General features: G+C 58.8%; 12 protein-coding genes. 6 read left to right on the top strand and 6 right to left on the bottom strand.

All coding sequences use genetic code 11. The features are described 5' to 3' along the window. Positions 1 to 163 precede the first annotated feature (163 nt). Together AC19YQ_RS19340 and AC19YQ_RS19335 are read left to right on the top strand one after the other, a co-directional pair. Positions 164 to 685, top strand: a complete 522-nt coding sequence (locus tag AC19YQ_RS19340; protein WP_500595689.1) for a cupin domain-containing protein — start codon at positions 164 to 166, stop codon at positions 683 to 685. A 222-nt stretch (positions 686 to 907) separates the two neighbouring features. Beyond that, a complete protein-coding gene (locus AC19YQ_RS19335; protein WP_500595688.1) occupies positions 908 to 3328 on the top strand; it encodes a glucose/quinate/shikimate family membrane-bound PQQ-dependent dehydrogenase in 2421 nt (806 codons plus the stop codon). Positions 3329 to 3415: 87 nt separating this feature from the next. Here AC19YQ_RS19335 and AC19YQ_RS19330 read toward each other — a convergent pair whose 3' ends face one another. Both AC19YQ_RS19330 and AC19YQ_RS19325 read right to left on the bottom strand, forming a co-directional pair. After that, complete coding sequence (locus AC19YQ_RS19330; protein ID WP_133078094.1) at positions 3416 to 4978, bottom strand: TerC family protein; 1563 nt, start codon at positions 4976 to 4978, stop codon at positions 3416 to 3418. A 288-nt stretch (positions 4979 to 5266) separates the two neighbouring features. Next, the gene (locus AC19YQ_RS19325; RefSeq protein WP_133078093.1) at positions 5267 to 6139 is read right to left on the bottom strand and encodes a LysR substrate-binding domain-containing protein; all 873 of its coding nucleotides are present in this window, start codon (positions 6137 to 6139) and stop codon (positions 5267 to 5269) included. Between the two features lie 158 nt (positions 6140 to 6297). Between AC19YQ_RS19325 and AC19YQ_RS19320 the strand changes: the two genes are divergently transcribed. Together AC19YQ_RS19320 and AC19YQ_RS19315 are read left to right on the top strand one after the other, a co-directional pair. After that, positions 6298 to 7599 (top strand): NAD(P)/FAD-dependent oxidoreductase, encoded by a 1302-nt coding sequence (locus AC19YQ_RS19320; RefSeq protein WP_500595687.1) that lies wholly within the window; start codon positions 6298 to 6300, stop codon positions 7597 to 7599. 49 nt (positions 7600 to 7648) lie between these two features. Then, positions 7649 to 8737, top strand: coding sequence for a polyamine ABC transporter substrate-binding protein (locus AC19YQ_RS19315; protein WP_133078091.1), 1089 nt, complete (start codon positions 7649 to 7651; stop codon positions 8735 to 8737). A 68-nt stretch (positions 8738 to 8805) separates the two neighbouring features. On the opposite strand, the gene AC19YQ_RS19310 is transcribed toward AC19YQ_RS19315, so the two are convergent. Then, positions 8806 to 9753, bottom strand: coding sequence for a site-specific integrase (locus AC19YQ_RS19310; protein WP_326427712.1), 948 nt, complete (start codon positions 9751 to 9753; stop codon positions 8806 to 8808). Positions 9754 to 9841: 88 nt separating this feature from the next. Continuing rightward, positions 9842 to 10477, bottom strand: a complete 636-nt coding sequence (locus AC19YQ_RS19305; protein ID WP_219261881.1) for a LysE family translocator — start codon at positions 10475 to 10477, stop codon at positions 9842 to 9844. 147 nt (positions 10478 to 10624) lie between these two features. On the opposite strand from AC19YQ_RS19305, the gene AC19YQ_RS19300 reads away from it, so the two are divergent. Continuing rightward, positions 10625 to 12028: an aminotransferase-like domain-containing protein gene (locus AC19YQ_RS19300; protein WP_219261880.1), complete on the top strand. Its 1404-nt coding sequence runs from the start codon at positions 10625 to 10627 to the stop codon at positions 12026 to 12028. On the opposite strand, the gene AC19YQ_RS19295 is transcribed toward AC19YQ_RS19300, so the two are convergent. Further along, positions 12015 to 12650, bottom strand: coding sequence for a response regulator transcription factor (locus tag AC19YQ_RS19295; RefSeq protein WP_219261879.1), 636 nt, complete (start codon positions 12648 to 12650; stop codon positions 12015 to 12017). The two genes, AC19YQ_RS19300 and AC19YQ_RS19295, sit on opposite strands and share 14 nt — an antisense overlap. After that, entirely contained in the window at positions 12647 to 14458 is a 1812-nt protein-coding gene (locus tag AC19YQ_RS19290; protein WP_133078087.1) for a PAS domain-containing sensor histidine kinase, read from the bottom strand. Before AC19YQ_RS19290 ends, AC19YQ_RS19295 begins: the two co-directional genes overlap by 4 nt. Positions 14459 to 14638: 180 nt before the next feature. Here AC19YQ_RS19290 and AC19YQ_RS19285 point away from each other — a divergent pair, with 180 nt between their 5' ends. After that, positions 14639 to 16261, top strand: a complete 1623-nt coding sequence (locus AC19YQ_RS19285; protein WP_133078086.1) for an acyl-CoA synthetase — start codon at positions 14639 to 14641, stop codon at positions 16259 to 16261. Positions 16262 to 16329: the final 68 nt, after the last annotated feature.

Genomic DNA, 16329 nt, shown 5'->3' with positions numbered 1-16329 from the left:
AATGAGAGGCCAATCCTGCTATTATCGGCCTTTTTAAGATGATCTAGTTATAGCTCTACTAAACAACCATTTAGTATAGTTATAAATAACCCCTGTTTATGCCTCTTTCCCTCACAAAAACCCGGCGCTTGTACTGATTGCACAGGCCAGGAGCAACTATGCTTTGGCTTTGCCACTGCCCGCTGAGCGTGAGGGATGCAAAATGACTCGCCCCACTGAGCCTGATCCGATCTATGCGCTCGATACCCCAGAGCGAACCCGCCCCAGCAATTACCCGCAGCCCTTCGCTTCCCTGATGCTGGGCCGTTCCAAGCGACCCTTGGGAGATCTGTTCAATCTGAAAAATTTTGGCGTGAATCTCATCCACCTTCCCCCGGGGAGCCTTTCGGCGCTTCATCATTCGCACTCGCAGCAGGATGAATTTATCTATGTGCTGGAAGGTCATCCCACCCTGCTTCGAGGGGATGACACGCTGCAACTGGCCCCGGGGATGGTCGCAGGCTTTCCCGCCAAAGGCCTTGCCCACCATCTGGAAAACAGGACGGACGCCGTCTGCGTCATTCTTGAAGTCGGCGACCGCAGCCCAGGCGATTGCGTGACCTACCCCTCTGACGATCTGCAGGCCATTACGCAGGCTGATGGCAAATGGCATTTCGCCCATAAAGATGGCACCCCCTACCCGTGAGGGCACTGACAATTTGTCGCAGGGCCGTGTTTTTGTTAAAGTTGGGAAACTAACTGTTTAGTACATAACTATTTCGACCTTTCCTCGCTCTGTTGACTCGCCCTGCATGGGCCACGACGACGTGAAGAAACTCCGAACGCGCCTGCCCCTGCCCTGCAAGTCGCTACAGTTAAACGCTATACCCTCCTCCCAACCGTTCATGCATCAATAGGGTCATGAAAAATGATTAATTCCCAACCTTCGGCAGCTGTAAGCCGTTGGCCCATCTGGGTCGCCGCTCTCGGTGTGCTTGTTTTCGGATTGCTCTATGTAGCCGGCGGCGGTTACCTCGCCACGCTGGGTGGCAGCCTGTACTTCCTGCTCGCAGGCCTGGGGATGGTTGCCTCGTCCATTCTCCTGTTCAAAAAGCGCCTTGCAGGTGCCTGGCTGTTCGCCGCCGTCATGGTTGCCAGTGTGATCTGGGCAGTGGTCGACGCCGGACTGGTGTTCTGGCCGCTGGTTTCACGCCTGTTCGCCCTCGCGGTACTGAGCCTGGTCGTGGCGCTGGTTTACCCGACTCTGCGCAAGGCCAACGGACTCAACGGCAACGCCGGCTACGCGCTCGGCGCAGTGCTGGCTGTGGCCATCGTTGCCGGTGCCTGGGGGATGTTTCAGCCACACGCTTCGGTCGCACCAACCGGCAACGGTCCCGGCCTGACCAAGGTTGATCCGGACAAGGCCCAGAAAGACTGGGCACATTACGGTAACGACGAGGGCGGCAGCCGCTTCGCGGCACTGGACCAGATCAACCGCAGCAACGTGTCCAAACTGGTTCCGGCCTGGACTTACCAGACCGGCGACGTGGCCATCAGCAACGGCAACGGTGCGGAAGATCAAATGACCCCGCTGCAAGTGGGCGACAAGGTTTTCATCTGCACACCGCACAACAACCTCATTGCCCTGGACGCCGACACGGGTAAAGAGCTGTGGAAAAACAACATCAATGCACAGGCAGCCGTCTGGCAGCGTTGCCGTGGCCTGGCCTATTTTGACGCCACTGGCGCCGTCACCCAGCCTACCGATGGCAGCACTCCGGCAGCGGCCGTCAGCGTTGCCCCCGTTGCTGCGTGCCAGCGTCGGCTGTTGACCAATACCATCGATGCACGCCTGATTGCTGTGGACGCGGATACCGGCCAGTTCTGCCCGGACTTCGGCACCAATGGCCAGGTTGATCTCAAAAACGGGCTGGGCAATGTGCCTGACTCCTACTACCAGCTGTCGTCAGCGCCGTTGATGGCTGGCACCACAGTGGTGGTGGGCGGCCGTGTTGCCGATAACGTGCAAACCGACATGCCAGGCGGCGTTATCCGCGGTTTCGACGTGATCACGGGCGCCATGCGCTGGGCTTTTGATCCGGGCAATCCAGAAGACAAACACGCCCCGGCTGACGGCAAGACCTACGTTCGCAGCACGCCTAACAGCTGGGCGCCGATGTCCTACGACCCGCTGATGAACACCGTGTTTTTGCCGATGGGCAGTTCGTCCACCGATATCTACGGCGTGGAACGTACCGCTCTGAATCACAAGTACGGCGCATCCGTATTGGCGCTTAACGCGACTACCGGTGAAGAAAAATGGGTGTACCAGACCGTCCACAATGACCTGTGGGACTTCGATCTGCCTATGCAGCCAAGCTTGATCGACTTTGCCAAGCCAGATGGCAGCAAGGTGCCTGCCCTGGTGATCGGTACCAAGGCCGGTCAGATTTTTGTGCTGGATCGTCACACGGGTCAGCCGCTGACCAAAGTCGAAGAAGTTGCGGTCAAGCCGTCGAACATCCCTGATGAGCCCTACTCGCTGACTCAACCTAAGTCCGTGGGCATGCCTCAGATCGGCGCGCAGACACTGACTGAATCTGACATGTGGGGTGCCACCCCCTTCGACCAGATGCTGTGCCGTATCTCGTTCAAGAAAATGCGTTACGAAGGCCTGTACACCGCGCCAGGCACTGACGTGTCGCTGAGCTTCCCGGGGTCACTGGGTGGCATGAACTGGGGCAGCCTGTCGACTGACCCGGTACACGGCTTTATCTTCGTCAACGATATGCGTCTGGGCTTGTGGGTTCAGATGGTGCCGCAACAAAAAGACGCCAAGGCTTCTTCCGGCGGTGAAGCACTGAACACCGGGATGGGCGCAGTACCGCTCAAGGGCACGCCTTATGCCGTGAACAAGAACCGATTCCTGTCGGTGGCAGGCATTCCGTGCCAGGCACCGCCTTTCGGGACGCTGACGGCCATCGACATGAAGACCCAGAAAATCGCCTGGCAAGTGCCAGTCGGCACCGTTCAGGACACCGGCCCGCTGGGGATCAAAATGGGTCTGCAACTGCCAATCGGCATGCCGACGCTGGGCGGTACGCTGTCCACTCAAGGTGGCCTGGTGTTTATCGCAGGGACCCAGGACTACTACTTGCGCGCCTTTAACTCGGCCAACGGTGAAGAAGCCTGGAAAGCCCGCCTGCCAGTCGGCAGCCAGGGCGGCCCGATGACATTTGTATCGCCTAAAACAGGCAAGCAATACATCGTCATCACCGCCGGTGGTGCACGCCAGTCGCCTGATCGTGGCGATTACGTGATCGCTTACGCGCTGCCTGACAGCCAGTAAACACTACCCTTGTGGGATGCAGTACCTCGGTCTGACTGACCGAGGTATTGCCATCGCGGGCAAGCCCGGCTCCCACAGGTGCCATGTTTAAGCCAAAACCTCTGCAGGCTTGCTCAGCAACACCCGCGTCACTCGACGCTCTTCTACCTCGACCACAGTCATGGTCCAGCCTTCCCACTCCAGCTTGTCGCCAATCATCGGCAGGCGATCCAGCAAACTCATGACCATCCCGGCTATTGTCTGATAGTCATCCGTAGCCTTGGCTGCAAAGCCGATGTGCTGACGGATCTGGCTCAGGTTCAATGCACCACTGACCAGGTAACCATCCTCGCGGGCAACGATATTGGGCCCTTCGATCTCGCTGGCATCCGGCAGTTCGCCGGCAATGGACTCCAGAATGTCGGTCATGGTCAACAGGCCGATAAAGTCACCGAACTCGTTGATGACGAACGCAATGTGCGTCGACTCTTTGCGCATCTGCTCCAGAGCATTGAGTATCGTGAAACTGTCCAGCAGGTTGATGGCCTTGCGGGCCATGGCTTCCAGATCAGGTTCGTGACCTGCCAACAGCTCTTTGAGCAATTCCTTTTTATGAATAAAGCCCAGCGGCTCGTCAACCCGGCCTTCGCGGATCAGCGGCAGTCGAGAGTACGACGAGTGCATCAGCGTCGTACGAATGGTGTCTGCTGAATCCGCGAGGTCGATATGATCGATCTCGGCCCGAGGCGTCATCACGGTACGAATCGGGCGCTCTGCCAGTTGCAGTACGCCACTGATCATCACGCGTTCGCGTCGGTGGAAAACTTCCTTGTCTTCGCCGCCTTCAAGCATGTCAGCAATGTCTTCGCCCACTTCATCTGCATTCAAGGTACGACCGCCCAGCAAACGCAAGACTGCATGAGCCGTACGCTCGCGCATCGGGCGCAGACCCTGCACGCTTTTCTTGCGACGCGCACGGGCAATCTGGTTCAGCACTTCGATCAGGATCGAGAAGCCGATGGCTGCATACAGGTAGCCCTTGGGAATGTGGAAGCCCAGGCCTTCGGCGGTCAGGCTGAAGCCGATCATCATCAGGAAGCCCAGACACAGCATGATCACTGTCGGATGACTGTTGACGAATTTGGTCAGGGGTTTGCTGGCAATGATCATCAAGCCGATCGAGAACACCACCGCGATCATCATCACCGACAGGTGTTCAACCATGCCCACAGCAGTCACTACGGCATCCAGGGAGAACACGGCATCGAGCACCACAATCTGCGCCACGATCGGCCAGAACATGGCGTAGCCCATGTTTGATGTACGTTCGGCCACATGCCCTTCCAGTCGTTCATGCAATTCCATCGTCGCCTTGAACAACAGGAACAGACCACCGAACAGCATGATCAGGTCGCGACCCGAGAACGATTTGTCGAATACTTCAAACAACGGCGCCGTCAGCGTGACGATCCACGAGATGCTGGCCAGCAGGCCCAGGCGCATCACCAGTGCAAGGGTAAGACCGATCACCCGGGCACGGTCGCGCTGCTCCGGCGGCAACTTGTCCGCCAGGATGGCGATAAACACCAGGTTATCAATGCCCAGTACCAGTTCCAGCACAATCAACGTCAACAGGCCGAGCCAGGCCGTGGGATCTGCAATCCATTCCATAGGTATCAGTCAATCTCACGAAGGTTCAGGGTTAACGACGAGCGCGCACGGGCAAGCGTAGCAGCGGATGTGCTATCGCAAAACGGAGGGCTGGAGAAAGGTAAAGCGCGCTCGACAGAGGTGATCAAGCGAAGAAGGGGCGCAGGCTCAGAGCTGCGACTGGGTGGTTCCTGTAGGGCGTTCATACAAACCTGTATTGAATTGGGGAGGCAATCCTACAGCGATTTATAAATATTCCTGCGAGAAGACTTATTACAAAATTTAACAAGTCTCCCCCCTCTTCCATTATCACTCGGCCTGTCGGGCAAACCATTGCAGCACTTCGGAACACGCCGGATGGGAGTTCGCCGACGGCTGCAGGCACAGCGAATAGTTGCCACCGGTCTTTAACGGCTCGCCGAACGGGACAATCAACACCCCGCGTTGAATGGACTCTGCCGCCAGGGTCATGTCGGTCACTGCCACACCCAGGCCCCGCGCTGCGGCATCCAGTGCCAGCTCGTCGAGATTGAACGGAATATGCCTGTAGGCCTGCAGCGATTTGCCTCCGTTCGCTGCCAGCCAGTCAATCCAGGCTTGCTGGTCGGCCGAGCGATGCAACAGCGCAAAGTGCACAAGCTGCTCCATCGACGTCAGCGGGCCCAGGCCCGGCGCACACACTGGCACCAGTGCTTCGTCAAAGAGCGCCATACAGGCCGGATCGTTCGAAGGCCGTGCCAGATAAAGGATATAGGCGTCACTGTCACTGGCCGGTTCGACAATTTCGGTCGCGACCGTCTCAATCGACAAGGCGATATCCGGATGCTGCAGGTAAAAGTCGCTCAGCTTTGGCAGTAACCAGCGAACGGCCAGCGAAACATGCATGCGAATTCGAAAGGGCCGTTTTTGCGGCGAAATCCGGTCTTCGAGCACTTTCAATTGCTCAAGAATACTGCGGGCACTGGCCAGTACCTGCTCCCCTTCCCCTGTCATGCGAACGTTGCGGCTGGTTCGGGCAAACAGTGCAACACCGAAATGCGCTTCAAGTTGCTGAATCTTGCGGCTGACAGCACTTTGAGTCAGGCACAGGGTTTGCGCGGCCTGAGTGAAGCTGCCCGAGTCTGCAACCTCGACCAGCGCCTGCAATCCCTGGAGCGAGGGTACGTGACGGATTTTATCCATGCGTTTTCAGAATCAATCAATGAATTTATAACGTTGGATATATCACCTGTCACCGCCTAAATTCAAGCTATAGAGAGCGCTACCCGCTAGCAGTCATGCGATTAGTGCATGCATTAACGCCAGGGTGCGGTCAGAACAACAGTCAAACGAGGTGAACCGTGAAAAATGAATGTGGCTGGATTGCGCTCGCAGGGAGCTCCCCTTGCCGTGATCACCTCAAAGGCTCAGAGAAAGCCGACTGGCTCATTATCGGTGCCGGTATCACCGGCCTGAGTGCGGCCCATTCACTGGCTGAACTGCACCCAGAGGCACGCATTGTGATTGTCGACAGGCAACGGGCGGCCCAGGGCGCTTCGGCGCGTAACTCCGGATATGCCGTGGCCCACGAAAATCCGGGCGACGATGAGCTGATCGGCAAAAGCGGGTTTGCAGGGTTTGCAGTGGACTCATCCATTGGCCAGGCAGCGGGTGAAGAAGTGCGCATGCGCATTGCACGCCACGGCATCGAGTGCGAGTACCGGGACTCGGGCTACTACTTCGCCGTCAATGACCCGCGCAAGCTGAATCATGTCGAAGCCAAACTCAACACCCTGAGCGCTGTGGGCGCGTCTGCGCAGTTTCTGGAAGGCGCGCAACTGGCACAAAAACTCGGCACCCGGCATTACCAGGCCGCGATCTGGTGCGGCAATGGCAATGCCTTGCTGCAGCCCGCCAAGTACGTGAAAGGCCTGCTGGATTCATTGCCGGCCAATGTCACCCTGTTTGAAAACACCGAGATCACCGGTCTTGAGCGCCTCAGTGGCGGTCGGATTCGAGCCGCAGGCACCCAGGGCAGCATCGAGACTACCCGGGTGCTGGTGTGCCTGAATGCATTTATCCCCCGAGCCGGAATCGACAACAGCGCGACCTTCCCGATGGAACTGAGCGCCAGCCTGACCCGCCCGCTGACGGACATGGAATACCAGGCCATCGGCAGTGTTGAGCCTTGGGGCGTGCTGTCGACCCGTCCGTTGGGCGCCACGGTACGACTGACCCCGGATCGCCGGGTGATGATCCGCAACACGGCGGAATACCGGACCCGGGATTTATCCGACAGTGATCTGATTCAGCGTCGCAAGCACCACGTACTGGGCCTGCAGCGTCGCTTCCCCGGACTCGGGGAGCAAGACATTCATTACACCTGGACCGGCCACCTGAGCGCTACGCGCAGCGGCCAGCCTTACTTTGCCAAGGTCGAAGAAGGGGTTTATGCCGTGGCCGGATGCAATGGCTCCGGCGTTGCCCGCGGCACTCTGTGGGGGCGTCTGCTCGCCGAAATGGCATCTGGCGCCAGCTCTGCGCTGCTGCAGTCGGTCATGGACAGAGCCCAGCCAGGCTGGCTTCCACCCCGCCCGTTCTTCGATATCGGTGCAGTGCTGCGAATGCGCATGGAAGCGGTCAGGGCCAAAACAGAAATCTGAAACTTTCACACCACAAAAGAATAAGAGCTCCTTGAAAAGGTGATTGAACATGCACATCAACTCGGTTTCCCTTGCGGTCATGCTTGCAGCGTTTTCCACAGCCAGCCTGGCGGACGAGAGCGTCAATATTTCCAACTGGAACGGCTATATCGCCGACGACACCCTGACCACCTTCACCAAGGAAACAGGGATCAAGGCAACGTACGACATTCACGACAGCAACGAAGTCCTGGAATCCAAGTTGATGACCGGCAATACCGGTTATGACGTAGTCAGCCCTTCGAACCATTTCCTGTCTCGCCTGATCAAGGCCGGTGCCATCCAGAAACTGGACCGCAGCCAGTTGCCCAACTGGAAAAACCTTGATCCGGTCTTGATGAAAAAGCTTGAAGTCAACGACCCCGGCAACCAGTACGGCTACCCCTACATGTGGGGAACGGCGGGGATTGGCTACAACGTCGAGAAGATCAAGGCCATTTTCGGCACGACCGATGTCACCCAGTCCTGGAGCCTGTTTTTTGATGAAAACAACATCAAAAAACTCAGCCAGTGCGGGGTCGCGATCATCGACAACCCGACGCAAGTGCTGCCCATCACCCTCAACTACCTGGGCCTGCCACACCACAGCCACGAGCCGGACGATTACAAGAAAGCCGAGCAGGCGCTGTTGAAAATCCGGCCCTATGTTCAGTACTTCCACGCGTCCAAATACATCAGCGATCTGGCAAACGGCAATATCTGTGCGGTGATCGGCTTCAACGGTGACGTGGTGCAGGCAGCGGCCAGCGCCAAGGAAGCCAGGAACGGAATCAATATTGCGTACTCGATTCCAAAGGAAGGCTCCACATTGTGGCTCGACATGGTGGTCATGCCCAAAAGCGCGCCCCATGAGAAGAATGCCTACACCTACATGAACTACCTGCTGGCCCCGCAAGTGATTGCCAATATCAGCAACCAGATCCACTACGCCAACCCTAATCAGGCGGCGGATGCGTACTTGTCCCCAGACGTGAAACAGGACCCGGCGATCTACCCGTCCAAGGAAGTGATCGACACCCTGTTCACCGTAGAAGACCTGCCAGCCAAGGTTGCCCGCTTGACCACCCGCCTGTGGACCAAGCTTAAAACCAACACTTGACGAACCTGTGGGAGCGGGCTTGCTCGCGATGCATCAAATCCCAGCACCCGCATGCCGCAAGGCTTGTGCTACAATAAAAACCGGTCTGTCACATTGCGCCGCTCATTGTCATCTCGCACGTCATAGCTGACGGTGGTGGCAATGTTGGCGTGGTGGGCCAGTTTTTGCGCAATGGATACGTCGTACTCTTCAATCACGCGGGTAATGAACGAACGGCGAAAGTCGTGGGGCATGATGTCTACCCCCACCTGCTTGCCCCGCTGCTTGGCAATGTAGTAAATCGCATGCTTGGTAATGCGCTCGCGGGTGATGTGATTGCCGCGGCGGATGCGATTGAACAGAAACGTGTCATCGCTCACGCCATCCGGCAGTTGGGCCCGACGAAACGCCAGCCACGCCTCAAGCTTTTCAAAGGCCCAGACCGGAGCGAACTTGATCAGTTCCTTGTTGCCTTTGCCCAATACCTGCAAGCTGCGCTGCTCCACATCGACCTGACAAAGGTCCATGTTCACCGACTCCGACTTGCGCATCCCCGAGCCGTACAGAATCGCAATGATCGCAGCATCCCTGAGCCCTTGCGGACGCGGATCTGCCGCACAGACATCCATCAGTTCGCGGATCAGGTTGCGTCGCAGGTTGCGCCCCTTGACCAGGCGCGAGCCGCCGCCCGCCTTCACTGCGCGAATCTTCAACAAATGATCCTGGGTAATCAGGCTCTGCTGCCAGGCCTGATTCATGACGCCGCGAATGGCATTGACGTACAGCGATGAGGTATTGGGCGCGTAGCCGTCCTCGCGCAATGCAGCCACCAGTGCGGTGATATGCCCGGGTTGCAAGTGATGCCAGGGGAATTCGTCAATCGCCACGTCTTCAGCGCCCAGCCGATCTGCCGCCTCCTGCAAGACATAGCGCATGGTTTGCCGGCTGGAGGGAGCAAGACGCTGAAGATAAAGCGCCACAGGTGTTTGAACCTGATTTAACTCAATGGCTGATACCAGGGTTACTGCAGGGTCAATAGTCGACACAACCAATCTCGATACGGGTTGAAACACGTCTCAATATAACCCATAGCCATGATAATTCAGCGCACTTATAGCGTTTTGATCAGTTGTCAAATCCCCGCGCCAGCATCAGGGCCACACCCAAGAGCATCACTGCCGTAGCCCTTTGCAACAACACCTGCCGCGACGGGCTTTGCAGCACACGACGAATCCGCTGACCGAAGTAGCAATACAAGCAGCCGCTGGCGAACTGCAACAGTAAAAACGCCAGCCCCAGCACGATCAGGTCCTGGGCCCGAGTGGCACTGCCCTGCCCGGCAAACTGCGGGAACACTGCGCTGAACATGACGATGGTTTTCGGGTTCGAGAAACCGGTGAGCAAGCCCTTGCCAAATCGGCCCTTGAAGCCGCTGTCCAGGGTTGCCGTGCGATCCAGCGCCAGCCCGTTGCTGTTCCATTGCCGCCAGGCCAGATACAGCAAGTACGCCACTCCGATGTATTGAAGTGCACGGCTGATCAGTGGATTGCCTTTGATCAATTCGGCAAACCCGACGGCAAAAATCAGGATCGACACCAGATACGCCGCACTGGCGCCCAGCTGCACCGGCATTGATCGCTTCAAGCCTTCCTGCATGCCGAAACCCATCAGCAACAGGGTCATGGGGCCAGGACTAAAGGTCATGGTGGCGCAGAACACCAGAAAATAAGAAAAGGAAACCAGTGTGAGTTGTGTGGCCATTTCGATCGTTACATCCCGCAATCAACGCTCGAACCTGTGCGAGCGACACCGCAGTCTAGGCAGGACGTAGCCGAATGGGCAGATCAACCACCGGCAAACTTTACCGACCTTTACTGGTAACATCACCGGCAAAGTATGAGGTCCTGCATGCACTTACCCAGCGTTTCGTTCCAGCCCGGCATTCCCAAGGTCCAGCAGATTGTTGATGCGCTGGGCCAGGCCATCGATCAGGGTCAGTTCAGCCCCGGCAGTAAACTGCCTTCAGCGCGGCTGATGACCCAACACTGGGGTGTCAGCAAGTTCACCCTGATTGAGGCGCTGGATCGCTTGCGTGGCCAAGGCCGGATTACCTCCAGTCAGGGGCTGGGCTATTTCGTGGCGTCGAAAGCACCTGTGGCCAGACGCGCCATTGGCCTTGACCTGTTGCCACAGGATTTGAGCAGCGTCCTGCGCCGCTCCCTGACCGGCGCCAGCGGTGCCCTGCGCCCGGGAAGCGGGCATCTGCCTGAAAGCTGGCTGGAGTCCAGTGCCCTGCGCGCCAGCGTGCGCCAGCTCAGCCGCTCGCCAACCTTGCGCCTGACCGGCTATGGCGATCCGGCGGGGTATCTGCCATTGCGCCAGGCTTTGCAGCAGAAGCTGTTGGGCCAAGGCCTGGATGTGGGTATCGAACAGATCATCACGACCGCCAATACCGTGCTGGCACTGGACATGCTGCTGCGCCTGCGCGTGCGGCCCGGCGATACGGTGCTGCTGGACATGCCCTGCTATTTCAATTTTCACGCCAATCTGGCCTTGCACGGCGTGCGCGTAGTGACGCTGGAACGCACCGTCCAAGGGCTTGACCTGCAAGCCCTGGAAAATCTGTTCATCCAGCACCGCCCCACGCTTTACCTGACCACGGGGCTGCTGCACAACCCGACCGGCCACTCCTTTACGCCGAGCCAGGCTTACGGCCTGCTGGAACTTGCCAAGCGCCATGACTGCTCAATTATCGAAGACGACCTCTATGGCGACTTGCACCCCGAACCGCCTCCGCGGCTGGTGGCTCTGGCAGGCGTAGAGCAAGTGACCTACCTGAGCGGCTTTTCGAAAACCCTCAGTGCCAACTTGCGGGTGAGCTTTGTGGTGGCCACCCCCCAAATGGCCGCCGAGTTGACCCACATGAAGCTGATGTGCGGCGGGATCACTTCGGAAATGCTCGAACAGGTGGTGTGCTCGATGCTCAATGACGGCACTTATCACAAGCACCGCAAGCGCGTGGTGCAAGGCCTGCTGGTCAGCGGTGCACGCGTGGCTGCATGGCTGCGGGGGCTGGGCTTCACATTGAGCGTGCCCTATGCGGGCGGCATGTTTATCTGGGTCACGCTGCCTGCCGGGCTGGATGCAGAAACACTGGCGCAGCAGGCGCTTGCCCGTGACCTGGTGCTCGCCCCCGGCATACTGTTCGGTTTCGACCCCCGGTTGCGCCGCTGCATGCGCTTCAACGTCGCCCATACCGATACGCCCGCTGTCATGGCCGCCTTTGAGGCTTTACTGGCTAGCGCAACCTGAGCGGATCGACCAAACCGGCTGCGATGGCCATGCCCACCAGATCCGGCAAATGTCGGGCCTGCATACGCTTCATCACCCGGGAGCGATACAGGTCGATGGTCTTGACGCTTACCGCCAGTTGCTCGGCAATTTCACGGGTGGTGTAGCCCTTGACCAAGGGCAGGAGCACATCCCGCTCACGGGGCGTCAGGCTGTCCAGTCGCGCCTCCAGCTGCGTCTGCTCCAGGGTTGCCGTTTGTCGTGCGTTGCCGCCGCTGAGGGCCTGCTGCACGCTATCGAGCAGCAACTGCTGGTTATAGGGCTTTTCGATGAAATCATGGGCGCCCGCCTTGAAAGCACGTACCACGATCGGCACATCGGCGTGGCCACTGACAAAAATCACCGGCATCTTGATCCCGCGCTCCTGAAGCGCTTGTTGCACGTTAAGGCCACCCATTGCCGGCATGCGGACATCCAGCACCACACAGGCGCTGAGCGATGGATCGCACGCGTGCAGAAACGCTTGCCCACTGGTGAACGCCAGCGCATTCAGTCCCACGGACTCCAGTAGCCAGACGGTCGAGTCAAGCATGCCCTGATCGTCATCCACCACGTACACCACAGACCGGGTTTGGGTTGTCATGTTGCCTCTCTTGTCGGTTTGAGTGATGCCATCAACGGCAAGCTGCAGCACATCAATAAGCCGTCGGGTTGTGGCCGGGCGTCGAGTTCACCGCCGAAGCCTTCAATGATGCTGCGACTCATCGACAGCCCCAGCCCCAGCCCATCCACCTTGCTGGTGTAAAACGGCGTAAACAGTTGCTCAAGCTGCCCGGCACTGACACCCGGCCCCTGATCCTGCACGCTGATCTGCAGTACCCCGCCCGCGACGGTCTGCGCCTGCAGGGTAATGCGCGAAGCCTGGCCGGGATGCTGCTCGCTGTTGGCGTCTATGGCATTGCGCAACAGGTTGAGCAGCACTTGCTCCAGAAGCACACGATCGACGTATACCCGCCCGAGGTTGTCCGGTAATTGCTGCTCGATGTCCACATTGCGTTCCCGGGCCTCCCAGGCACATAGACTCACGGCCTGACGCGCCACCTCGCTGACATCCAGCGCTTGCAGGTTACGTCGCCCCTTGCGCAGAAAACTGCGCAGACGCTTGATCACTTCAGAGGCATGGTTGGCATGCAGATTGATCCGCTCCAGCCCCTGGGCCACACGCGCTACAGCCTCAGGATTGCTGCCCAGGGTCTGCAGGTAACGCTGGCTGGCGTTGGCGTAATTGACCACGGCCGCCAGGGGTTGGTTGATTTCATGGGCGATGCCTGACGCCAGCTCACCGAGGGTGATCAACCGTGTCGTGTGGGCCATCTCGTCCTGATGGTGACGCTGCTGGGCTTCGCGCAACTCACGCTCGCGCATATCCCGGGCAACCAGAGAGAAAAACCGTTCGCCTGCGGTCGATCGATGGGCCAGCAGCAATAGCGACACAGGCACCGAAGGCTCGCCATTCAAAGGCTGCAGACGGGTTTCAGTACTCCATAGACCCTGCTGCTCGGCACTGCTCCAGCCACTGGACTCCAGCATCGCCAGGGTGTGAGCCGTCAGAAACGCGGCCAATGAAGGCATGCCCTGTGCGGGCAACAGGCCGAGGATGCGCCGGGCCGCCGGATTGAGATAAGACACTCCGCCCGCGGGGTCGATAAACAGCACAGGGTCAGGGTTGGCCTCCACCACATCGGCCAGCCGCCGCTTGTTCTCTTCAGCCTGGATACGGGCAGTGATATCCCGCGACACACTGACCACCTCAACCACCGCCCCGGTATACGTTTCACGGATTGCCCGGCTTGCGGTTTCAAACCACAGGTAATGCCCCCCGTGATGGCGAATGCGATAAGTCATGGTGTGATAGCCATCGAGTTGCAGGGCATCCCGGGCCTGGCGCAGCGCCAGCTTGAGATCGTGAGCATGGAACAGGCGCTGGGCCCGGGTGCCGCGCAGTGTCTCGGGCCAGTAGCCGAGCAGGGTCCAGGACGCCGGGGAGGCATCCAGGAAGCGCCCGTCCGGGGTGTGACGCGAGATCAGGTCAGTGGTGTTTTCGGTAATCAGCCGGTAAAGGCGCCTGGCCTTGGCCGCTTCACGCCCCGCCAGCAATTCTGTACTCGCCTCGCGACCCCGGGCCACGACACACTGGCTATCGGGATCGGGAATCAGTGTCCAGAGCCATACCTGTTGATCCCATTGTGCTTCTACCTGCTCTATGGCCCTGTCCTGTTGCAGGCAGGCCCGAACCAGTTCGGGCAGATTGCCAGGCAACAGGTTACTCACGCTGCTCAGCAACGCGCCCTTCAGCAGGCCGGTCAACGCCCGGTTCGCCGTCAGCGGCAAGCCGTCTGCGTCAAGCACTACAGTGGGTTGGGGATCATGGGGCAGCAGGGTTGGCGGCATTCGGCATCCTGACGGTTGGGCAGTGGTTAGCCATATAGTACAACTACTATAGTGCTTAGGTATTACTTCCATATCAAACCCAGAGTGGGCTATAAGTCAGACCGGACATAAAACTGACCCGCTCGCCATTGGCAGAGCAGGCAGCCATAGAGCTAACAATCAGCCACCGGAATGACCCTCATGTCGATTTTTGAGCACGGCCTTGAGCCGACTGCCGTAAACCATATTGCCCTGACCCCCCTGAGCTTCATCGAACGCACCGCCAACGTCTACCCCGACTACCCTGCCGTCATTCACGGCTCCATTCGCCGCACGTGGGCGCAGACGTACAGCCGGTGTCGCCGACTGGCCTGCGCACTTGCCGGGCGCGGGATTGGCCAGGGCGATACGGTAGCGGTGATGTTGCCCAACATCCCGGCCATGCTCGAGGCGCATTTTGCGGTGCCCATGATCGGCGCAGTGCTCAACGCCCTGAACGTACGCCTGGACGCTGAAGCCATTGCCTTCATGCTGGCCCACGGCGAAGCCAAGGTGTTGATTGCCGACCGCGAGTTCCATGACGTGGTCCATGCCGCTGTCGCCATGCTCGACCATCCGCCGCTGATCATCGATGTCGATGACCCTGAATATGGCGAAGGCCAGCCTGTCAGCACACTGGACTATGAAGCACTGCTGGCTGAAGGCGACCCCGAGTATGACTGGCAGTGGCCCGCAGACGAGTGGCAGGCCATTGCGCTCAACTATACGTCGGGCACCACCGGCAACCCGAAGGGCGTGGTGTATCACCATCGCGGGGCCTACCTCAACTCCCTGGGCAACCAGATGGTCTGGGCCATCGGCAACCATCCCGTGTACCTGTGGACCTTGCCGATGTTCCACTGCAACGGCTGGTGCTACCCGTGGATCATTACGGCATTGGCAGGTGTGCATGTGTTTCTGCGCCGGGTTGATCCGCAAAAAATCCTCACTCTGATTCGCGAGCATCAGGTCACTCACTTGTGCGGTGCGCCGATTGTGCTGAATGCACTGGTCAATATGCCCGAGTCAGCCAAGGCCGCCATCGACCACCCGGTACATGCAATGGTTGCAGGGGCGGCGCCACCGGCCAAAGTCATTGGCGCCGTGGAAGAAATGGGCATCAAGGTGACCCATGTTTACGGCCTGACCGAAGTGTATGGCCCCGTCACCATTTGTGCCTGGCATGACAAGTGGGACGAGCAGCCATTGGCCGAACGAGCACAGATAAAGTCCCGTCAGGGCGTGCGCTACCCCACGCTGGAAGGGCTGATGGTGGCCGACCCCAAGACCCTGATCCCCACGCCCCGTGACGGCGAAACCATGGGCGAGATCTTCATGCGCGGCAACACGGTGATGAAGGGATACCTGAAGAACCCCAGCGCCACGGCCGAAGCCTTCGAGGGTGGCTGGTTCCATACCGGCGACCTGGCGGTATGTCATGCGGACGGTTATGTCGAAATTCGTGACCGCCTCAAGGACATCATCATTTCCGGTGGCGAGAACATCTCAACCATCGAGGTCGAAGGCGTGCTGTATCGCCATCCCGCCGTGATGGAGGCCGCCGTGGTTGCACGCCCGGATGAAAAATGGGGTGAGACCCCCTGCGCCTTTATCACCCTGAAGGCTGATTACCAGCAGGTACGCGAGATAGAAATCATCGCCTTTTGCCGCGATCACCTGGCCGGTTTCAAGGTGCCACGTACGGTGGTGTTTACCCTGTTGCCCAAGACCTCTACGGGGAAAATCCAGAAATACGTACTGCGCGACATGGCCAAAGCGCTGTAATCGCGCCACCTGAATCAACGGTGGGAGCGGGCTTGATCGCTCCCGCAGGGAATCTTTTGCCAGAATAA

The sequence above is a fragment of the Pseudomonas sp. MF06569 genome, assembly GCF_059862735.1.
The sequence above is the reverse complement of the archived record's forward strand: the minus strand, read 5'-3'. Positions and strand labels throughout refer to the sequence as shown.